We start from the raw sequence: 20,278 nt of genomic DNA on the forward strand, positions 1-20,278 counted from the left end.
CCTGAAAGATTTGGTGGCGCGAATGGTTTTAATTTGTCTATAGTGTAGGCCCATGGCGCGGTTTATTTTCATCACCGGCGGCGTGGTATCGTCCCTTGGTAAAGGCCTGATGGCCGCATCGCTTGCAGCTCTGCTTCAGGCGCGCGGCTTTAAAGTGCGTTTGCGCAAGTTCGATCCATACCTCAACGTTGATCCGGGGACGATGAGTCCCTATCAGCACGGCGAGGTCTACGTGACCGACGACGGCGCAGAGACCGACCTCGACCTCGGCCACTACGAGCGTTTCTCCGGCGTTCCCTCGCGCCGGTCGGACAACATCACCTCGGGCCGGATCTACTCGGACATCATCGCCAAGGAGCGCCGCGGCGGCTTTCTGGGCGGTACGGTGCAGGTCATTCCGCACGTGACGGACGCGATCAAGGAATTCGCGCTGAACGACGTGGAGGACCTGGACTTCGTGCTGTGCGAGATCGGCGGAACGGTCGGCGACATCGAGAGCTTGCCGTTCATGGAGGCTATCCGCCAGCTCGGCAATGAGCTGGGTCGTGGCAACGCCATTTTTGTGCATCTGACCCTGGTGCCGTACATTGCGGCGGCAGGCGAGCTGAAGACCAAGCCGACCCAGCATTCCGTGAAGGAACTGCGCGGCATCGGCATTCAGCCGGATGTGTTGGTTTGCCGTTCCGAGCAGCCGCTTCCCGAGAGCGAACGCGCCAAAATCGCGCTGTTCTGCAACGTGCGCCCCTCTGCCGTCATTCCGGCGCTGGACGCGTCGAGCATCTATGAAGTGCCGCTTCAGTACCACGCGGCCGGGCTCGATACGGAAGTTCTGGCCGCGTTCGGCATCACCGACGCGAAGATGCCGGAGCTGACCAAGTGGCAGAACATCGTCGAGCGCATTCACTACCCCGAGGGTGAGGTCACCATCGGCATCGTCGGCAAGTACACGGGCTTCAAGGACGCCTACAAGTCGCTGTCTGAAGCGCTGGTGCATGGCGGTATTGCCAACCGGGTGAAGGTCAACATCGAGTGGATCGACGCCGAGCAGTTCGAGCAGGGCGAGGATGCCATTCTGGCGCTTGAGCCATTGCACGGCATTCTGGTTCCGGGCGGCTTCGGTCAGCGCGGTTCAGAAGGCAAGATCGCTGCAGCCAAGTTCGCACGCGAACGCAAGGTGCCGTACTTCGGCATCTGCTTCGGCATGCAGATGGCGGTGATCGAAGGCGCGCGGAACCTGGCGGGCATTTCCGGGGCGTCGTCCACGGAATTTGGTCCGTGCGAGGATCCGATTGTCGGCCTGATGACCGAATGGGTGCGTGACGGCAAGGTTGAGATCCGTGCCGAGAACGGCGACCTGGGCGGCACCATGCGTCTTGGCGCTTACCCGGCCAAGCTGGCGGAAGGCTCGAAGATTGCGGAGTGCTACGGCGCGACCGAGATCGAAGAGCGCCATCGCCACCGGTATGAGGTGAACGCCGGCTATCGCGAGCGTCTGGAGGCTGCGGGCTTGCGCTTTGCCGGCATGTCGCCGGATGGTGAGTTACCCGAGACGGTCGAATACGCGGACCATCCGTGGTTTATCGGCGTGCAGTATCACCCGGAATACAAGTCCAAGCCGTTCGATCCGCATCCGCTGTTTTCCAGCTTCATTGCGGCGGCTCTGCGTCAGAGCCGTCTGGTCTGAGACCGGACAGCAAGCCCCGTGGGGCTCGGGTCTTTGACAAGGCTTGAATAACAAAGGGGCGCCCAGTGGGCGCCCCTTCGCTTTTGGATGGCTGTGAGCCGTCTCGCTTACTTGCGGCGACGGCGCAGACCCATGCCAGCGGCCAGCAGACCGCCGCCCAGCAGTGCAATGCTGGCCGGCTCCGGAACCGGAGCCACTTCGCGAGCCGTGACGGTCACGAGGGTGCCAATGCTGCTGAGGACGCCTTCGCCGGTCCAGATGGTAGCGATGTTGTCGTTGACGTCGACCCCGACGATGTTGTTCAGGGTGGACAGGTCAAACGCGACGGTGAAGTCGTAGATGTAACCGTCGATTTCCGTGCTGAAATCCAGCGAGCGGATGTCCAGCGAGAAACGATCCGGGCACGAGGCAATATTGCCCGAGCCGCCCCAGATGTCGTAGCCGTCGCACTGCTCGATCGGCACGTCGATGCCGTTGCGATCGTTGGTGGTTTCGACGAAACCGATCTCAAAGGTGCGCGACAGCACAGCGCTGAGGCCTTCCGGCGAAACCGAGGAGATCTCGATTTCGGTGAACAGGCTGGCGCTGTTCAGCTTGGCTTCGTACTGCGAGCCACCCCACACGGTATAGTTGCCGTGATAGAAGGTCGAACCAGCCACGCCAGCGCCGTTGGTCATCAGGCCGGTCTGGGTGAAGTTGGTATCGGCAGCCAGGAAGCTGCGGTCATTGGTCGGGTTCGCAGGGGTGCCCCAGCGCACGTACGAGTAGTTGCCGGCCGGGTCCTGACCGTCGGGCAGTGCATCGACGTTGTTGCCGAATGCGTCAACCGGGGTCGTGCCAGTGGACGTCCAGGTGGTGCTGTTCGGATCAAAGCTCTGATTTACGGTAAAGGCCCACTCAGAGATCGGGGCCGCCACAGCGCCGCTGGACAGAGCGACAGTTGCGGCAAGTGCAATCGAGGAAGCAAGGGACTTCATTTTAATCATTTTACCACCCTTATTGTTTTTCCAGGCTTACGGGTGGAAGCGACAGCTTTCCAATCCGGGCCTTTCCGACAGGCATAGCTATGCAGATGGCGTGCCAACTTGATGAAAATATTTAAATTCAGCTACTTAATAGGAGGAGAGGAAATCTTTATAATAATACTTGTAAAGAATATCGACATAATGATTGCAATTAATAAGTATTTCGTTACGTAATGAGTTCTTTTGCAGAGTAAATAGTAACTCTAAAATAATTCATGGAACTTTTTTTGATTTCGTTAGTTTATATCTTCTTTTGTCTTTCTTGTTGTTACGGGATGGCTTTTGGCTTTTGCCATTCTCTGGCGGTGCCTGGGGAGTGATAGCATCTCGCTTCGGCATGGTCCTTTGGCGCCCGGTCCTGTAAAAAAGAAAAGGGAGCGGCAGGCCGCTCCCTGTCGAGTAAACTGAAAGCCGGTATTAGGCGGACTTGCGGCGCCGGATCGCTAGGCCACCCGCCAGTAGGCCCGTGCCCAGCAGGGCCAGCGGTGCCGGCTCGGGAACACGAGCCGATACCGTCACCCGGGTGCCGAGGCGGCTCAGGACTTCTTCGTTAGTCCAGATGGTTATGGTGCCGTCCGGGTTGGTGGTTATGCCGGCAACATTCTCGAAGCTGCTCGGATCGAACTCGACGGTGAACTCATAGATGTACCCGTCAATGACGCCGGTCGTGAAGGTGAGGTCAGAAACGTCAATCGTGAATTGGTCCGGGCAGGTGGGCATGCCCGGCGCGGGTCCGGCTGGCGGCCACGGATAACCGGGGCAACTCTCCAGCGGAACTTCGTTCACCGTTTCGGTGAAGGAGATGGTGTAGGAGCGCGTGATCCCGATGTTGCGACCAGCCGGGTCAACCGACTGAATGCTGATTTCCGAAACCAGCTCGGTGCCGGTCAGCCACTTCTCGCGCGTGTTGGACGGCGAGTACTGAATGTAATTGCCGTGGTAATAGTAGGAACCTGCGACGCCGGCGGCGTCGTTGGTGTACAACCCTGAGACCGTCAGATTGGTGTCTGCGCCGAGGAAGCTCTTGCTTCCGCCCGGCGTGGCCGGCGATCCCCACCTCAGATAAGTGTAATCGCCAGCCGGATCGCTGCCGTCCGGAAGGGTCGAGCCCGAGCCGAAGGGGGAAGAGGGCGCCACGCCCGCGGATGTCCAGGTTGTTGCTGCCGGATTCCACGCATTGGCGACTGTAAATGACCATTCGTTGATCAGGCTTGCGCTGGCAGCGCCGGCAGACAAGGCAATGGAAGCCATCAACGCAACCGAGGGTACGACGGATTTCAATTTCATCATAACACCACCTCTAATATGTCTCGACCGGGGTGCCTGGAAATCAATCAGGGTGGATTGAGGCAGCACGGAAACATGCTCGATCAAGCAGGTTCCATGCCAAGGTGATTTCCGGTTGTGTTTCAAACTGTTAGGTGGTGAGATACTGATATTTTAAATATAATTGTAACTGCTACCGACAATCTTTCACTTATTGTTTGAGAGACGGTTTCGTTTCGCGGATCTGCGCCCAAGGTGGGGGCAAAAAAGAAGGGCACCGGTGAGGGTACCCTTCAAGGCATTCCGTGATCAGAGCTTGGGAGACGGCCCGCCAGTTTTCTGGATCTAGCAAGCCATGCCGTGATCCGGAATCAGGTATGTCTGCGTCGCCACAGCCGGGCCAGACCCAGGAGCCCGAATCCTGCCGCGGCTAATGCAATGGAATTCGGTTCAGGGACCGGAGAGGGGCCAATCAGCGGTTGGTTGGTGATGGCCAGCCGTGTCGACAGGCGGCTGCGCGCGCCTTCGGCAGTCCAGAGGGTGGCTGTGTCATCCCCCAGGTCGGCTCGCAGAACATTCTGCGAGTTTTCCGGATCAAACAGGAACGTCAGGAAATACCGAAAGTCGTCCAGAACGAACGAGAAGCTGGCGGCTTCGGTCGTCGTGGTCAGGCTGTCCGGGCAGGCAGCGGTCTCGGCCGGCCAGCTGCCACCGGCACAGTTCGCCAGATTCGCCGTATTCCGGGTTTCCATGAAATCGATCGGAATTGAGTGATCGAAGACCTGGCTGCGGGCATCATCCCCTTCAGGGCTCAGGGTGATACGCAGATTCAGAGTTGCGCTGTCCAGCCAGCGTTCTGCCGGATTCTCTCCGGTACTGCTCGCCTGACGATAGTTGCCATGGTAAAATGATGTTCCAACGACGCCCGCTGTGTCGTTGGTTCTCAGGCCGGCAATCGATACAGTTTCATCGACACCCAGAAAGCTGCGCCCGGCATCTGTGCGGGGTGTACCCCAGCTGATGACATCGTAGCTCAGATTTCGCGGGTCAGAGCCGTCTGGCAGGGTGTCAAACACGCCAAAAGGATCTTCCGGAACGAACGAGCCAAGGCCGCTGGACGTGAATTCGGTATCCGACCAGCTGTTGGCGATTGAGACAATCCAGTTTTCAACAAGTGCAGCATTTGCAGGCGCGGCGCCGCCAATGGCTGCAAGGCTGATTGCAGTGCCCATAAGGGCAGAGCGTATCGGTTTCATTTGGCACCTCCCACACACCCTAAGGTCCGTGCCCCTCGGCTGACTAACTGCCGAGGGGCGTGGGGGCTCCAAATTAAGTTAATAAAATTAGCTTAAAAACGACGTAACAGTCAGGAGGAGCAGAAACGAGTCTGCCCCTCCGATTTTTTTTGTCCGGATCTGGGAGTTTCTTCCCGGAATGATCCCGGAGCTAGGCCGTTTGCTTTTTGCGACGACGGGCGAGACCCGCCACGGCGAGGCCTGCGCCGAGCAGAGCCAGCGGAGCCGGTTCGGAAACCTGTTCCGCAGTCACGACGATTCTCGTCACGAGCGTGCTGCGGACGCCTTCCTCGGTCCAAACCGTTGCCTGTCCGTCTTCGAAGGTAAGGCGGGCAATATTCTGGGATCCGGCCTCGTCCAGCAGGAGAAGGCTAAAGGTGTAGATATAGTCGTCAATAGTGATGGAGAATGCTGCTTCGGAAAGATCGACGGTGAACGAATCGGGGCAGGCAGTTGTGCCCGTTGGCCAGGGAGCGCCCGGGCATGATCCGACGTCCGGTGTGTCGATGGTCTCGGTAAAGTTGATGAAGAATTGCCGTTCGATCGGGTCGAGCGGCTCACCCTCCGGTGTGACAGGCGTGAGGGTGATGGTCGTCGCGGCCGTCGTTGTATCCAGCCACTGCTGACCGGACGCCAGTTGCCGGTAATTTCCGTGATAGACGGTGGTTCCGGCAACGCCATTGGGATCGTTGGTGAAAAGTCCAGCCGAGCCGTGAACATCATCGAGCGCCAGGAAACTGCGGGACGGACTGCCGCTGGCAGGGGTGCCCCAGCGGATGATGTCGAAATTGTTGCCGGCGCCATTGGGGTCGCTGCCGTCCGGCAACGTGTCGGAGACGAGGAAGTTGTTGGTCGGAGCCTGGGGACCGGGGCTGTTGAAGGTAGTGTTGACCCAGTCGTTCGTGGCATCAAAACGCCACTCAGTGATAAGGGCGGCACTGGCAGCGGTGGAGAGGCCAATGCACACTGCGGCGAGCGCCAAGCCGGAGGCCAGGGTGCGGAAGGTCTTCATGATTTCACCTTTGCGTTGGGGCTTGTAAATCCCCGGCTTTATTGAACTCTTCAGCCGGGTTTCTGGACGGGGACGCAACTTCTCGCCTCCTTACCAGCAGAAATCGTGCCAACCGGTCGCCCCTTGGCAAATCAAAGCCATACCTTGGCTTTGTTCTTTTTAATTTTATTGTTTTGTAAGAAAAGTCGACATTAAGTCTTTGTTATTAAATAATTATTATTCGTGAACTCCTCTTTGCCGGCTCGGCGACTCCAGTTCGTGTAACAACGCACGCCATGACTGGTGGTTGATAAAGGCGGCCTTGCTCTTGCTTTCCGGTTGTGCCTCGGTTATCCGGACCACGTCACTGGGGAGTAGCCGCCGTCTGACTGGACGGGCCGACGCGTCAACATGCTTGGTCGAGAGATCATGGCGCGCCGGGAGGGGGGAACCGCTCAGGCGAGACCAATGGCACCATGCTTCCGTTCATGCCGGGCGGGAGGCGAGGTGCTGTTGGCTTCAAGTCGCCCGGCTGCGGATATATCATGGAATCACTTGTAACCTCTACCGCCGTTGTGGCGCTCGCCGAGATCGGCGATAAAACCCAGCTTCTCGCAATTGTTCTGGCGACACGCTTCAAGCGCCCCTGGCCCGTGGTGGCAGGTATTCTGGTCGCCACGCTCGCCAATCATTTTCTGGCAGCGCTGGTTGGCTCGGAAGCGGCCTTTCTGCTGGACAGCGTGTGGTTCCGATATCTGATCGCGCTGTCATTCATCGGTATGGCCATCTGGACCTTGGTGCCGGACAAGCTGGATGACGTTGGCAACACCTCTGCTCGCTACGGTGCATTTCTGACAACGTTGGTCGCGTTCTTTCTCGTTGAAATGGGTGACAAGACGCAGATTGCCACCGTGGCGCTTGGCGCGCAGTTCCACGACGCTGTGATGGTTACCATCGGGACAACCGCAGGTATGATGATCGCCAACGTGCCCGCAGTGTTTCTGGGGAATGGGTTGGTGCAACGTGTTCCTGTTGATATCGTGCGCAAGATCGCAGCCCTGCTGTTCTTTATCATAGGGTTGTGGCTGCTGCTGCAGACGGCGGGTGTTGCTGGCTGATTTTTGGTCAACCCGCCGAGGCAATTTCTCCTGACGATTGTTTCACGTCAGGGTGGGGCTCAAAGCGGGGGCTTTGGCGGGTTGACCACCATTGTTGTGTTGTGAACGGGGAGTGCTGCGTGGCCAAGGATGCTGTCTGGGGAGAAGTCCCGGATGGGGCAGTTGCGACATTATCTGCAAGAGGTTGGCGCAAGCGAATCCCATACATTCTCTCTCGTGGCCGCCCGAAGGTGGTGTGGACCGGCAGTGCCGTTCTTCTCAGCGCCTTCATTGTTCTTGCCACGCTGATCAATGCCACGCTTAGCTCCGCAGAGCAGCGCAAACGCGCCGAGGCCTGGCATCTTCACAGCTTCAACGTTCTCCTGATCGTGGGCGACCTGAACGCCCACCTGAACGCAGCCCTGCGAGGAGAAAGAGGCTATCTGATCACCCAGGACGAATCGTTCTTGGAACCATATGAGCTTGCAAAGGTCGCAGTTCCAAAGGCGATGGCGCGGCTGCTTGCTCTGACGAGTGACAATCCCCGTCAGCTCGCTTTGTCTGTGCAGCTTGAAGAGCGAACAGTCGAGTTTTTCCGTCTCATGGAACTGGCGGTTGACAAGGTACGTGGCGGCGAGACCGAGGAGGCCTTCCAGCTTGTTCGCAGCGGCGTGGGCAAGGATCGGGCAGTGCTCGTCTTTGACATTCTCCGACAAATTGAAAGCGAAGAAGAAAGGCTGCTGGAAGAGCGTATGGTTCGTGAAGAGCGTGCCGTTATGCGCAGCAATATCATCCGTTTTTCCATGATCGGCTTTGGTGTTGTGCTGGTACTTCTGGCCACAGGTGTAAGTCTGATGGCGCTCGATGGGCATGTGCGCGCTCTGGATGCAAACATTGCTCTGGCTCGAATCGCGACCATTGATGCGTTGACCTCTCTGCCTAATCGCCGGAACTTCCTTGAGGAACTTGAAAAGGTGGCCGCACGATCAGGTCGCAGCGGTGCGCCCTACAGTGTCGCGATGTTCGATATCGACTGCTTTAAAAAGGTCAACGATACCCACGGGCATCCTGCCGGTGATGAAGTGCTGCGTGATGTCGCGCGGATCATGCGCGGCTCGATCCGGGAAGGGGATGTGGCAGCCCGCCTGGGCGGTGAGGAGTTTGCACTGCTGATGCCGGATACGGCGCTGGCCGATGCGGGCATCGTATGCGAACGGGTTCGCAAGGCGGTGGAGGCACATGGCTTCGTGCTGCCCTCAGGCCTGACGATTTCTGCAACGATAAGTGCCGGTGTTGCGCAGGCGGAGAGCGCGGAAGCTCCCTCGATTCTGATTTTACGAGCAGATACGGCGCTTTACGCGGCCAAACATGAGGGCCGTAACCGCGTGAACTTCGCAGGCCATGGGCAGGCGATGCTCAATCCGACTGTTTAAATATGTCGAACAATCGTTTGTAATATCTGGGGAAATGGTCGGGGAGACAGGATTCGAACCTGCGACCCTCTGCTCCCAAAGCAGATGCGCTACCAGGCTGCGCTACTCCCCGACGACCCGTGTTGTGCTGGGAACTGAGCGGCCAGTCAAGCGGAGATGAACATCTGCCGCAAGCAGGCCCAGCAAGACCTATGCCTCCAGGTCGCTCGCTTGTTGTTGAGGGCTGTTAGACAGGCTGAACTCGTCCAGCGAATTGCAGGCGGCCAGTTCGTTCAGCAGCCCGATGATGCCGGAAAGGCTGGGGCCGCCGCGTGCGCCGAGCGCCACCCGAAGGAAACAGGGAGAATCGGGAAGGTCCGGGATGATCGCTTCAAAGCGGTGTCCGCGAAAGCCAAAGCTGCCACCAACGCTGAAGGCAAGCTGTCTGGCAGCCGCCTCATGTTCCAGTATGGCTTGGAGCCGGCGGTAGTTCTCTTCCGTAGGGTTGTTCAGCGTAAGGATGCAGAACGGTGCTTCGGACCACGGGCTGGTGTCGTTGCTCAGCGCAGGATGGGAAAGGTCCGCGAACAGCCCCCCGGACGGCTGGAAGGAGAGGGCGAGCCGCCGGTTGTGGGCAAAGACAGCCTCGCAGTACTGGCTGGCATAAAGCCGGTCGAGAAACCACGGCGCTTCAAGCGATGCCATATCCTGCAGGCCGATGCTCGTGCCGGTGAGCTTGCGAATCTTGCGTAGCGTCTCCGGCAGGTCTGCCAGCGGCTGTGCAGCGTTTGCAGGCACTAGCACGGTGCAGATGCCCGCATTGGCAAGCTCCAGCCCGGCCTGGTCCAGCTTGAGGGCCGAGCGCATGCAGACGACGACTGGCGCGGCAGGGCCGCTCATCATGCCCAGCAATGTCTCCAGAGGGAATCGCGTGCCTGACAGAGTAGTGTCAAACACCACAAGCCGGGGCTTGGCGGGACTCTGGCGCCAGGCCCGCGACAGTGCGCCAATGTCCAGCAAGCGCAGCGCGCCGTCGCAGTAGGCGACCTCGGCCAGCAGAACATCGGTTTCCTTCAGCGTAGCAGGAAGTTCGTCCAGATCGCAGGCTCCGATGCGGCTGTGGGTCAGGCTGCGAGCTTCGAACAGGTCAAGAAGTTCCTGGGTTTCGAAGTATCCCCCGAGATGAAGCAGGCGCACGGCCTCGTCGCCCTCAGTCATATGCATCTGCAGGCTGGCCTGGAGAATCGCAGAGAGGGTGGCCTGGCCGCTGGAGAAGATGAGGTGGCTGGCAGTCCAGCCCGGCGGCACCTCCATGAAGTCGGCACAGCGGGACTCGAGTACTTCCGGCTCAAGCTCCCGTTCGTAGCCGAAGCTGAGGGCGGTGCCGAGGCCGGTTACAGCCGGTTGCTGATCGGCAGGAGGGCTGCGAAGGCAGCTATCGGTTGCCGCCTGCGCATAGCGAAGCCAGAGGGTGCGCAGTTCACGAGACAAGCGCTCCAGCGCCTGTTCGCTGCCGAGCGCGCCGAAGGTTGGCTGTGTGATGAGTTCCGACAGTTCGGCCTTCCAGGCGTCCAGACCGGCTACGGGGCGAATGGCGCCAGATTCGATTCTCTCGGCAAGAAAGAGAAGATCGTTGGCTTCTGACAGCAGGGCCTCTGTTTCCAGATTGGCGCGCCTTGGTGACCTGGGGGTGGAGGAAGTCCGGCGCGGCTGGATTTTGGGAGTCATTGACTGCATGGCCTCACTTACGGCGTAGGAACTCTGATCGCCATTGAACAGACGCGGGGCAAGCCCGTCCGGTTCCGTATACGGCCGGAGCTTTGCGGCTGTATGTAAGGTCGGGCGGGCGAGTTGTTCAGCAGGCAGAGATGTGCAGGCTTCTTTTAAAAGATTGCGGAGACTGCTTGACAGCCGAGAGCGAAACCCTTAGGAACCCGCTCACACCACGCGGGTGTAGCTCAGTTGGTTAGAGTGCCGGCCTGTCACGCCGGAGGTCGCGGGTTCGAGCCCCGTCACTCGCGCCACTTTCCCTCGGGGAAAGTGAATATGAAAAAGCCGCCTTCGGGCGGCTTTTTTCGTATGTGCTCATTGTGTGTTTGTTCCTGTATTTGCTTATATTCTGAGGGCGGTCTCGCCGCTTGGCTCAGTCCGCCTCTCCGGTTTTCCCGCCTACTCCATGGTCTCAGCAAAATTTGTTCGGGAAATGTAATTTCTTGCATCGAGACTGCTTGACAGGAGAGGGCGAACCCCGTAGTTACCCGCCCACACCACGCGGGTGTAGCTCAGTTGGTTAGAGTGCCGGCCTGTCACGCCGGAGGTCGCGGGTTCGAGCCCCGTCACTCGCGCCACTTTCCCTCGGGAAGGTGAACATGAAAAAGCCGCCTTTCAGGCGGCTTTTTTCATTTGAGGCCAAGCGTTTGTTCGCGATCGCTCAGCTAAAGGCTGAGCCGCGCTCAGCGCGGCTCCGATCCCCGAATCTCATCGAAACGAACGAACTCGTGGGCGATGCTGTATTCGATCAGCTGTTCGTACAGCTGTTCGACTAGATCGGTAGGCATACCAATGCGTTCGGCCTCGGCCTTGGCCTTGGCAATCACGTCCGCCTTGCGCGCTTCGTCCCGAACGGCGCTGCGGTCTGGCTTGATGCGGGCAGCGGCTTCGATGAAGTCCAGCCGCTGACGGAGTAGGCGAACAATGGTCCGATCAAGCGCGTCGATATTGGCGCGCACTTCAAGCATGGTTGTAACGGACTTTGGATCAGCGATGTTTTCAGCGGTCACGACGCACCCACCAGGAACCGGTTTCCATCCACACAAGCACGGAACGCATCGGGAAGATCCACACGATGCCGAAGAAGGTGTAGAGGACAACCTCAAGGATGATATTGAGGCGGGGCAGAACTGAGAGCAGCCCCGCGACGATGAGGCAATAAAGGGTCAGCCCGCCCACAACAAGGAAGACGCCCATCAATTTACGTTGGCTTTGGGTCATGCCTCTCTCGTACCAGCGGCGCGGGAGAATGCCAGTGCGATGATTTCGCGCGTCTTCTCCCACATGGGAAGCTGTGCGGTTTCAGCAAGGGTGAACCAGCGTGCATCCCGCGCATCGTCCCCGGCCACGGGCTCACCTTCGGCTGCCGTGCCCCAAAAATCGATGAGCGTGTAATGGCGGCGGGTATGCCCCTCATCATCGGTCTCGATGAGGTCGATGACGTCCAGGAGGCCCCTGACCTCGACGACAAGGCCGGTTTCTTCCAGAGCCTCGCGCTTGGTGGCAGCGTGCAGGGTCTCGCCCAGATGCTGCATTCCGCCGGGAATGCTCCACTGGCCTTCGCGGGGCGGCTTGCCCCGCTGAATCAGCAGTACCCTGTCCTGTCGCAACACCACGATGCCCACGCCCACGAGCGGGTTTTTGGTATAGGTGCGGGTATCGGCAGGATTTGACATGAATTATCCTTGTTATTCAGCGATATGCGGTTGAATCTTGTGCTGAATGTTCAGATGCGGCGGATTGTTCAGCCATCTGCCGCCAGCCACTGTGTCGGCGTGGCGATTGCATCGAGCCGCTGGTCGTGGGGCTCGGCGTCAATATAATCGACAAGCTGAACATCGAAGGCCAGGCCAATGGCCCTAATCGTCTTGTCACGGCGCAGGGCTTCCAGTGTCCTGTCATAATGGCCGCCGCCCTGTCCAAGGCGGATGCCGCGCCGGTCAACCGCCACCAATGGCACCAGAATCACATCCGGCACGACGATCGGAGCATCGGCAGGCGGTTCATGGATGCCGTGCAGGCCGGGCTCGATGACCGTATGGCGGTCGATGGCATGGAAGGTGAGCGGGGCGTTCGGGCGAGTGCGGGGCAGGGCGACCGTGATGCCTGCGGCCAGCAGGTGCGCCTCAATTGCGCTGGGGTCGATCTCCCAGGGCGTGGGTCGGTAACCGGCAACGACGCAGCCACCCTGAAGGTGTGGCCCAAGATGCTGAAACACCTGCGCGGCGAGGGCTTCGGCCAATCGGCGCTCGGCCGCTTCGCCTTGCGCACGCACGGACTGAACAAAGTTGCGACGCTCCTGCCGGATGGCGGCGCGCAGCTCGGCTTTGGACACTGCGGGTGCTGATCGGGGAGGGTGTGTCATGAGAGGAGGGTGGCGGGACCGCTGGGGCCGTTGGCTGGATGATCCTCTGACGCCAGTAACGTCAGGTGGGAGCCATGTAATGCAGACCAGGATCTGCTTAGGGACAGCTCCCTAGGATGTTTTTATCGCCTCAGGGATTATCTCTACGCTCGTACCTTGCAGTACCCGCCGTCAACCAATTTAGGAGGAGTGCGGCTGCGGCTCAAGGCTGAACGCCAAAGATTCTAAACGTTCTGCCAGACGGAAGAGCTTTTGCTCGGTGTCGCCCGTATCCGCTATCTGGCCGCCGCCTTCGCTGATGCGGGTTTTCAGGTCCATTAGCTCGTCGGCAATGAGCAGCGAGGCCATCAGAAGCATGCGACTTTCGCTTATCCGGCCAAGCGTTGCCGAGAGGGCTTCAACCTTCTCGTCAACATAGCTGGCCAGACGCTCGAGCTGGGGTTCCTCCCCGTCGCCGCAGACGAGGGAATATTGGCGTCCGCCAACGGCAATCGTGACCTGACCCACAGCTAACTCCTTTATAGTTTCTTACGCGTTACGCTTCTGCGGCCTCGACGGGCTCGGCATCCAGCTGGGATATGAGGCGATCGACCCGCGCCAGTGCCTCATTGGCCGCTTGTTCCAATTCGGTGTGGCGCTGCTCGAGCGCTGCATGCTGCCGCTCCAGCTCGTTATACTTCTGAAGCAGGGCGTCATGCGCCTTGGCCATCTCTTCAACTTCAAGCTGAAGCAGGGCGTTGGCCTCCTCCAGATCCGGCCTGACGGCGTTCATCGCTTCAAGCAGCTGGCCCTGAAGCGTATCACGCTCCAGCCGCAGGGCGGCGGCCTCGCTGCGAAGCGCGCGAACGCGGTTCTCGAGTCTGTCTTCAAGCAACTGTACGGCGGCGTCGAGCCGCTCGGTGGCACTCTGCAAGGTCATTCTGATCCTGATCCGCTGGAAAAATTCACCAGAAAGCATAGGGCCGTGTTGCCAAATGCGTCAACTCGCCGTGCGTCTTATGCGTAGCCGTGGTTGACCTTCGCGCGTCCATCCCTATTGTGCGCGCGATTTCCCAGCGTTCAAATCGCAGCGAGTGCCATGACTGTTTCTCACAAAGATATGGCGAATGCCATCCGTGCCCTGAGCATGGATGCGGTCGAAAAAGCCAAATCGGGTCACCCGGGCATGCCGATGGGCATGGCGGATGTCGCCACCGTCCTCTTCACCAAGGTGATGAAGTACGATCCCAGCGATTCCCACTGGGCGGACCGCGACCGCTTTATTCTCTCGGCCGGCCACGGCTCGATGCTGATCTACTCGCTGCTGTACCTGACCGGTTACGAGCGGCCAACCCTGGACGACATCAAGAACTTCCGCCAGCTGCACAGCCCGTGCGCCGGTCACCCGGAATACGGCGAACTGCCGGGTGTCGAGATGACCACCGGTCCGCTGGGCCAGGGTCTGGCGACCTCTGTCGGCTTCGCGCTGGCCGAGCGTCACCTGAATGCCCAGTATGGCGACGATCTGGTCAGCCACTACACCTACGTGATTGCCGGCGACGGCTGCCTCATGGAAGGCGTGTCTCAGGAAGCGATCTCGCTGGCCGGCCACCTCGGCCTTGGCCGCCTGATCGTCCTGTGGGATGACAACGAGATTTCCATCGACGGCCCGATCAGCCTGTCGTCGTCGGAAGACATGAACAAGCGTTTCGACGCTGCTGGCTGGCACGTTCAGTCGGTTGACGGTCATGACCCCGAAGCGGTCGAGGCTGCGATTCGCGCGGCCCAGAACGATCCGCGCCCGTCGCTGATCGGCTGCAAGACCGTGATCGGCTATGGCGCTCCGACCAAGCAGGGCACCGCTTCGACCCACGGCTCGCCGCTCGGTGCTGCCGAGATCGAGGGCACCCGCGAGGCTCTGGGCTGGCCGCACGCCGCGTTTGAAATTCCGACCGAGGTTCTGGATGCGTGGCGCGCAGCGGGCAAGCGCGGCGCTGCCGACCGCGCTGCGTGGCTGGACCGCTTCAAGGCAGCCCCGGCCGAGGTGCAGACGGAGTTCGAGCGCCGGATGCGCGGGGAACTGCCGGGCAACTTCGGCGAGGCGGTGAAGTCCTACATCGATAGCCTGATCGCCAACCCGCAGAAGGTGGCGACCCGCAAGGCTTCGGAAATGGCGCTGGAAGCCATCAACGCCGTGCTTACGGAAACCGTGGGCGGCTCGGCGGACCTGACCGGCTCCAACAACACCAAGACCAAGGGCCAGGCGATCCTGAACAAGGACAACTACGGCGGCCGTTACATCCACTACGGCATCCGTGAGTTCGGCATGGCGGCGGCCATGAACGGCCTTGCCCTGCACGGCGGCGTGATCCCCTACGGCGGTACGTTCCTGGTGTTCACCGACTACTGCCGCCCGGCAATCCGCCTGTCGGCCATCCAGCATCAGCGCGTGGTCTATGTGATGACCCACGACTCGATTGGTCTGGGTGAAGACGGCCCGACTCACCAGCCGATCGAGCATCTGGCATCGTTCCGCGCCATGCCGAACGTGAAGGTGTTCCGCCCGGCCGATGTGGTGGAAACCGCAGAATGCTGGCAGCTGGCTCTGGAGAACGCCCACGGCCCGTCGATCCTGGCGCTGACCCGTCAGAACCTGCCGCAGCTGCGCACCGATGCCGCCGAGAACCGCTCGGCTCGCGGCGCCTACCGTCTGCGGGACGCGGCAAATGCGCGCGTCACCCTGATCGCGACGGGGTCCGAGGTCCATATCGCTCTTGAGGCGGCCGATCTGCTGGCAGCCAAGGGTGTTGAGGCCGAGGTTGTCTCCATGCCGTCCTGGGAACTGTTTGACGCACAGCCGGAGGATTACCGCCGCGATGTGCTGAAGCCAAGCACGCTGAAGGTTGCCATCGAGGCGGCATCGCCGTTCGGCTGGCAGAAGTATGTGGGCGAGAAGGGGCTGGTGCTCGGCATTGACCGCTTCGGTGCAAGCGCCCCGGCCGAGGATCTCTATGATTTCTTCGGTCTGACCCCCAACAAGATTGCAGAAGCGGTAAACGCTGCGCTATAGGCGCGCCGTATTCGTGGTGCACGAAGATATTGAGGAGAAAACGGAAATGACCGTGCGGGTGGCAATTAATGGCTTCGGGCGTATTGGCCGCAATGTTCTGCGTGCGATTTTTGAATCGGGACGCACGGACGTTCAGGTCGTCGCCATTAACGATCTGGCTTCGACTGAGGACAACGCTCACCTGCTGAAGTACGACTCCGTACACGGCATCTTCCCCGGCACTGTCGAGGTGAAGGGCGACAAGATCGTCGTCAACGGTCAGGAAATCGTCGTCACCGCCGAGCGTGATCCGGCCAAGCTGCCGCACAAGGATCTGGGCGTCGACATCGCTTTCGAGTGCACCGGCTTCTTCACCAGCGCCGACAAGGCTTCGGCCCACATCACCGCTGGCGCCAAGAAGGTGCTCATCTCGGCTCCGGCCAAGGGTGAGGACATCACCGTCGTGTATGGTGTGAACCACCAGAACCTGACGGCCGAGCACAAGATCGTCTCCAATGCATCGTGCACCACCAACTGCCTTGCACCGGTTGCCAAGGTGCTGAACGACACCGTGGGCATCGAGCGTGGTTTCATGACCACCATCCACGCCTACACCAACGATCAGCGCATTCTGGACCAGGTGCACGCTGATCGCCGCCGTGCTCGCGCTGCCGCCTTGTCGATGATCCCGACCTCCACCGGTGCCGCCAAGGCTCTGGGTCTGGTTCTGCCGGAACTGAAGGGCAAGCTGGACGGCACCTCGATCCGCGTTCCGACCCCGAACGTGTCGGTCGTGGACCTGACCTTTGACGCCGGCCGTGACGTGACCGCCGAGGAGATCAACGAGGCCGTTCGCGCTGCTGCTGCTGAAGGTCCGCTGAAGGGCGTTCTGGGCTACGTGACCGAAGATCTGGTATCGATCGACTTCAACCACAGCCCGTTCTCGTCGAACTTCGACGCCACTCAGACCCAGGTCATCGACAAGCGCTTCGTGCGCATCCTGACCTGGTACGACAACGAGTGGGGCTTCTCCAACCGCATGAGCGACACCGCAGTCGCCATGGCCAAGGTCGGCTAAGCGAACCATATAAGTGCAGAAAAGACTGGACCCCCGCCTCGGCGGGGGTCCTTGCTGTTCGCAAGGGGCAATCTAATGGCAAGCTTTCGCACTATCGATGATCTGGGCGACCTGACGGGCAAGAAGGTCCTGCTGCGATCTGACCTGAACGTACCGGTGCAGGATGGCCGCGTGTCCGACAAGACCCGCCTGACCGCCACCGCACCCACCATCAAGGATCTGCTGGCCAAGGGTGCCACGGTTCTGGTTCTCAGCCACTTCGACCGCCCGAAGGGCAAGCGCGTCCCCGAGATGTCGCTGAAGCCGATCGCACCGGCGCTGGGCGAGGTGCTGGGCATGGACGTGGCATTCGTTGACGATTGCGTCGGCGCTGAGGCTGAAGCGGCCGTGGCTGCGCTGCCGGCCGGTTCTGTGGCGGTGCTGGAGAACACGCGGTTCCACGCCGGCGAAGAAAAGAACGACGCGGAACTGGCCCAGGGTATGGCCAGGCTCGGCGACATTTTCGTGAATGACGCCTTTTCGGCGGCGCACCGCGCCCATGCCTCGACCGAGGCGCTGGCTCGCGTGCTTCCGGCCTACGCCGGCCGCTCGATGGAGAAGGAACTGACCGCGCTTGAGAACGGCCTCGGCAATCCGGAACGCCCGGTGGCCGCGGTGGTAGGCGGCGCTAAGGTTTCCTCAAAGCTGGACGTGCTGACCAATCTGGTCGGTAAGGTCGATCACCTGATCATCGGCGGCGGCATGGCCAACACGTTCCTGGCCGCACGCGGCGTGAGCGTTGGCAAGAGCCTCTGCGAGCATGACCTGGCCGAGACGGCACTGTCGATCCTCGCCAAGGCGGACGAGGCGGGCTGCACGGTCCACCTGCCGTATGACGTGGTGGTGGCGAAGGAGTTCAAGGCAAACGCCGAGAACCGCGTCGTCAACGTACACGAAGTGGGCGAGGACGAGATGATCCTCGACGTTGGTCCGGCCGCTGTCGAAGCGCTGGGCGACGTGCTGAAGGTGTGCAAGACCGTGGTGTGGAACGGTCCGCTCGGCGCATTCGAAATCGCGCCGTTCGACCGGGCGACCGTGGCGCTGGCAAAGACCGCTGCTGCCCTGACGCAGGGCGGCTCGCTGACCTCCGTGGCCGGCGGCGGTGACACGGTTGCCGCGCTGAACCATGCCGGTGTTTCACAAGACTTTACCTTCATTTCGACGGCGGGCGGTGCCTTCCTCGAATGGATGGAAGGCAAGGCGCTTCCGGGCGTCGAAGCTCTCAAGAACTGAACTCCAGGCAGAAGACCGCCGCGCCGCGAAACAGGGCGAGGTGGTCCTTCGGCTTTTTGAGTTGCCAAGCCAGACCGGGGCTGACATTGAGGCCCCAAAACGACCATCAATCTTCTCGATGAGGGGTTACTTTCATGAAAGTGACGAAGCGCGTTAAGGACATCCTGTCCTGGTACGAGACCGACAATGCGGGCACCAAGGCGAACCTGGCCCGCATTCTGAGCACCGGTAAGCTGGGCGGCACGGGCAAGATGGTCATCCTGCCGGTTGACCAGGGTTTCGAGCACGGTCCGGCTCGTTCGTTCGCGCCGAACCCGGCTGCCTATGATCCGTTCTACCACCCGCAACTCGCCATCGACGCTGGCCTCAATGCCTATGCCACGCCGCTGGGCATGATGGAGGCTGTGGCTGATCGCGTTGCCGGTCAGGTGCCGCTCATCCTGAAGATGAACTCGGCCAACTCGCTCGTGGGTCTGAAGGATCAGGCCGTCACCGGCACAATCAACGACGCGCTGAAGCTGGGCTGCTCGGCCATCGGTTTCACCATCTATCCGGGCTCGGACGACTGCTACAACATGATGGAAGAGTTCCGCGAACTCTCCGAGGAAGCCAAGTCGGTGGGTCTGGCTGTCGTGCTGTGGTCCTACCCGCGCGGTGGTGAGTTGACCAAGGAAGGCGAGACCGCCATGGACGTATGCGCCTACGCCGCTCATATGGCCGCTCTGATGGGCGCTCATATCATCAAGGTGAAGCTGCCGTCCGACCACCTGGAGCAGGCCGAAGCCAAGAAGGTGTACGAGAAGTACAACATCGACCTGTCGTCGCAGGCGAAGCGCGTCGAGCACGTCATGCAGTCGGCCTTCAACGGCCGCCGTCTGGTGGTGTTCTCGGGCGGCGCGGCCAAGGGCGCTGACGCGGTTTATGACGATGCCCGCGCGATCCGCGACGGTGGCGGCAACGGCTCGATCATCGGCCGCAACGTGTTCCAGCGCCCGCGCGACGAAGCGATCGCCATGCTGAACAAGATCACCAACATCTACCTGGGTCGCGAGTAGTTCCAGGCGGAAGGTTGGCGCATGCGCTGACCCTCTAGTGCCCACAGAGACAGGTTCTCAGAGGGCATGGTGTTCAAGGGTAGGGGCCGTGCCGGCGGAACTGGGTTCCCCGGTGCGGCCTTTCCCGTTCAATCTGGTATAGAGACTGGCCGGTTAACGGCTTTGTGGAGGCAGGTATGACGGACATGGACGAAGAAGAAGGCATCGACATCACCGAGATCGGTCGGAATGATCCGCGCCCGCCGTGCCAGCTCTACCTGATCACGCCGCCGAAGATCGTGGTGCCGGACTTTCTTTCCGCTTTCCATCAGGCACTTGAAGGCGGGACCATCGCCGCGCTCCAGCTGCGCCTGAAGGACGTGGCCGACGACGAGATACTGAAGGCTGCCGAAGCTCTTCTGCCGGTGTGCGAAGATGCGGACGTTGCGCTGATCATCAACGACCGGGCGGATCTGGCCAAGAAGTCTGGCGCGGAAGGTGTGCATCTGGGGCAGACCGATGGTTCGGTGGCCGAAGCGCGCAAACTTCTGGGAGCTGACCGAACGATTGGCGTAACCTGCAACGACAGCCGCCATCTGGCGATGGAAGCGGGCGAGGCGGGGGCTGACTATGTGGCCTTCGGCGCCTTCTATCCTACCACCACCAAGGAGGCTACGGCGCTGGCCGATCCGGAAATCCTGTCGTGGTGGACGGCGCTCTCCGAGCTGCCATGCGTCGCCATCGGCGGCATCACGCCAGAAAACGCAGCGCCGCTTGTCGAGGCAGGCGCAGACTTCCTCGCGGTTTCTGCAGGCGTCTGGGGCCATCCGCAGGGGCCGGCCGCCGCCGTGAAGGCGTTCAACCAGCTGTTTGGGACAGACTGAGCGGGTAAGAGACCTTCCTCAAGTCAAGGGGGTATGGCGCTGGTTCGATTGCGCTTGCGCCATCTACCTGCTAGAAG

At 60.5% G+C, this 20,278-nt stretch carries 19 protein-coding genes, 3 tRNA genes and 1 riboswitch; of the genes, 10 read left to right on the forward strand and 12 right to left on the reverse strand.

Annotated features, from left to right (window positions below):
* The first annotated feature begins 52 nt into the window (after window positions 1-52).
* Window positions 53-1,684 carry a CTP synthase gene (locus VIG90_RS18295; protein ID WP_331594963.1) on the forward strand — a complete coding sequence of 544 codons (1,632 nt, stop codon included), beginning with the start codon at window positions 53-55 and terminating at the stop codon, window positions 1,682-1,684.
* Window positions 1,685-1,791: 107 nt separating this feature from the next.
* Here the strand turns inward: VIG90_RS18295 and VIG90_RS18300 are convergent, their stop codons facing one another.
* From VIG90_RS18300 to VIG90_RS18315, 4 genes are all read right to left on the reverse strand, one after another.
* The gene (locus VIG90_RS18300) at window positions 1,792-2,661 is read right to left on the reverse strand and encodes a THxN family PEP-CTERM protein (RefSeq protein ID WP_331594964.1); all 870 of its coding nucleotides are present in this window, start codon (window positions 2,659-2,661) and stop codon (window positions 1,792-1,794) included.
* 465 nt (window positions 2,662-3,126) lie between these two features.
* Window positions 3,127-3,996, reverse strand: a complete 870-nt coding sequence (locus VIG90_RS18305) for a THxN family PEP-CTERM protein (RefSeq protein ID WP_331594965.1) — start codon at window positions 3,994-3,996, stop codon at window positions 3,127-3,129.
* Between the two features lie 350 nt (window positions 3,997-4,346).
* Window positions 4,347-5,231 carry a THxN family PEP-CTERM protein gene (locus tag VIG90_RS18310; protein WP_331594966.1) on the reverse strand — a complete coding sequence of 295 codons (885 nt, stop codon included), beginning with the start codon at window positions 5,229-5,231 and terminating at the stop codon, window positions 4,347-4,349.
* A gap of 190 nt (window positions 5,232-5,421) precedes the next feature.
* A complete protein-coding gene (locus VIG90_RS18315; protein ID WP_331594967.1) occupies window positions 5,422-6,282 on the reverse strand; it encodes a THxN family PEP-CTERM protein in 861 nt (286 codons plus the stop codon).
* Between the two features lie 333 nt (window positions 6,283-6,615).
* Window positions 6,616-6,791, forward strand: a riboswitch (yybP-ykoY riboswitch).
* Between the two features lie 15 nt (window positions 6,792-6,806).
* Between VIG90_RS18315 and VIG90_RS18320 the strand changes: the two genes are divergently transcribed.
* A complete protein-coding gene (locus tag VIG90_RS18320; protein WP_331594968.1) occupies window positions 6,807-7,379 on the forward strand; it encodes a TMEM165/GDT1 family protein in 573 nt (190 codons plus the stop codon).
* A gap of 119 nt (window positions 7,380-7,498) precedes the next feature.
* Window positions 7,499-8,791 (forward strand): diguanylate cyclase, encoded by a 1,293-nt coding sequence (locus VIG90_RS18325; RefSeq protein WP_331594969.1) that lies wholly within the window; start codon window positions 7,499-7,501, stop codon window positions 8,789-8,791.
* A 35-nt stretch (window positions 8,792-8,826) separates the two neighbouring features.
* On the opposite strand, the gene VIG90_RS18330 is transcribed toward VIG90_RS18325, so the two are convergent.
* A tRNA-Pro gene (locus tag VIG90_RS18330) sits at window positions 8,827-8,903 on the reverse strand.
* Window positions 8,904-8,980: 77 nt separating this feature from the next.
* Window positions 8,981-10,507, reverse strand: coding sequence for a hypothetical protein (locus VIG90_RS18335; protein ID WP_331594970.1), 1,527 nt, complete (start codon window positions 10,505-10,507; stop codon window positions 8,981-8,983).
* Window positions 10,508-10,717: 210 nt separating this feature from the next.
* Here VIG90_RS18335 and VIG90_RS18340 point away from each other — a divergent pair.
* Both VIG90_RS18340 and VIG90_RS18345 read left to right on the forward strand, forming a co-directional pair.
* A tRNA-Asp gene (locus VIG90_RS18340) sits at window positions 10,718-10,794 on the forward strand.
* A gap of 247 nt (window positions 10,795-11,041) precedes the next feature.
* A tRNA-Asp gene (locus VIG90_RS18345) sits at window positions 11,042-11,118 on the forward strand.
* 105 nt (window positions 11,119-11,223) lie between these two features.
* On the opposite strand, the gene VIG90_RS18350 is transcribed toward VIG90_RS18345, so the two are convergent.
* The 6 genes from VIG90_RS18350 to VIG90_RS18375 all read right to left on the reverse strand — a co-directional run bounded on the left by VIG90_RS18350 (window position 11,224) and on the right by VIG90_RS18375 (window position 13,824).
* The gene (locus VIG90_RS18350; RefSeq protein WP_331594993.1) at window positions 11,224-11,508 is read right to left on the reverse strand and encodes a chorismate mutase; all 285 of its coding nucleotides are present in this window, start codon (window positions 11,506-11,508) and stop codon (window positions 11,224-11,226) included.
* Window positions 11,509-11,539: 31 nt separating this feature from the next.
* Window positions 11,540-11,761 (reverse strand): DUF2842 domain-containing protein, encoded by a 222-nt coding sequence (locus VIG90_RS18355; protein WP_331594971.1) that lies wholly within the window; start codon window positions 11,759-11,761, stop codon window positions 11,540-11,542.
* Window positions 11,758-12,216, reverse strand: coding sequence for an NUDIX hydrolase (locus tag VIG90_RS18360; RefSeq protein WP_331594972.1), 459 nt, complete (start codon window positions 12,214-12,216; stop codon window positions 11,758-11,760). The genes VIG90_RS18355 and VIG90_RS18360 overlap by 4 nt, the downstream gene beginning before the upstream one ends.
* Window positions 12,217-12,284: 68 nt before the next feature.
* Window positions 12,285-12,875: a 5-formyltetrahydrofolate cyclo-ligase gene (locus tag VIG90_RS18365; RefSeq protein WP_331594973.1), complete on the reverse strand. Its 591-nt coding sequence runs from the start codon at window positions 12,873-12,875 to the stop codon at window positions 12,285-12,287.
* Between the two features lie 210 nt (window positions 12,876-13,085).
* A complete protein-coding gene (locus tag VIG90_RS18370) occupies window positions 13,086-13,412 on the reverse strand; it encodes a cell division protein ZapA (protein WP_331594974.1) in 327 nt (108 codons plus the stop codon).
* Window positions 13,413-13,440: 28 nt separating this feature from the next.
* Window positions 13,441-13,824: a hypothetical protein gene (locus VIG90_RS18375; protein ID WP_331594975.1), complete on the reverse strand. Its 384-nt coding sequence runs from the start codon at window positions 13,822-13,824 to the stop codon at window positions 13,441-13,443.
* A 159-nt stretch (window positions 13,825-13,983) separates the two neighbouring features.
* Here VIG90_RS18375 and tkt point away from each other — a divergent pair, with 159 nt between their 5' ends.
* The 5 genes from tkt to thiE all read left to right on the forward strand — a co-directional run bounded on the left by tkt (window position 13,984) and on the right by thiE (window position 20,201).
* Window positions 13,984-15,954, forward strand: coding sequence for a transketolase (tkt, locus tag VIG90_RS18380; protein ID WP_331594976.1), 1,971 nt, complete (start codon window positions 13,984-13,986; stop codon window positions 15,952-15,954).
* 46 nt (window positions 15,955-16,000) lie between these two features.
* On the forward strand, window positions 16,001-17,011 hold the full coding sequence (gap, locus tag VIG90_RS18385; RefSeq protein WP_331594977.1) for a type I glyceraldehyde-3-phosphate dehydrogenase: 1,011 nt from the start codon (window positions 16,001-16,003) through the stop codon (window positions 17,009-17,011).
* 75 nt (window positions 17,012-17,086) lie between these two features.
* Window positions 17,087-18,283 (forward strand): phosphoglycerate kinase, encoded by a 1,197-nt coding sequence (locus tag VIG90_RS18390; RefSeq protein WP_331594978.1) that lies wholly within the window; start codon window positions 17,087-17,089, stop codon window positions 18,281-18,283.
* 134 nt (window positions 18,284-18,417) lie between these two features.
* On the forward strand, window positions 18,418-19,338 hold the full coding sequence (locus VIG90_RS18395; RefSeq protein ID WP_331594979.1) for a class I fructose-bisphosphate aldolase: 921 nt from the start codon (window positions 18,418-18,420) through the stop codon (window positions 19,336-19,338).
* 176 nt (window positions 19,339-19,514) lie between these two features.
* Window positions 19,515-20,201: a thiamine phosphate synthase gene (thiE, locus tag VIG90_RS18400; RefSeq protein ID WP_331594980.1), complete on the forward strand. Its 687-nt coding sequence runs from the start codon at window positions 19,515-19,517 to the stop codon at window positions 20,199-20,201.
* Window positions 20,202-20,278 lie beyond the last annotated feature (77 nt).

The sequence above is a fragment of the Pedomonas sp. genome, assembly GCF_036515995.1.
In the GTDB taxonomy this organism is placed as follows: Bacteria; Pseudomonadota; Alphaproteobacteria; order Sphingomonadales; family Sphingomonadaceae; genus Pedomonas.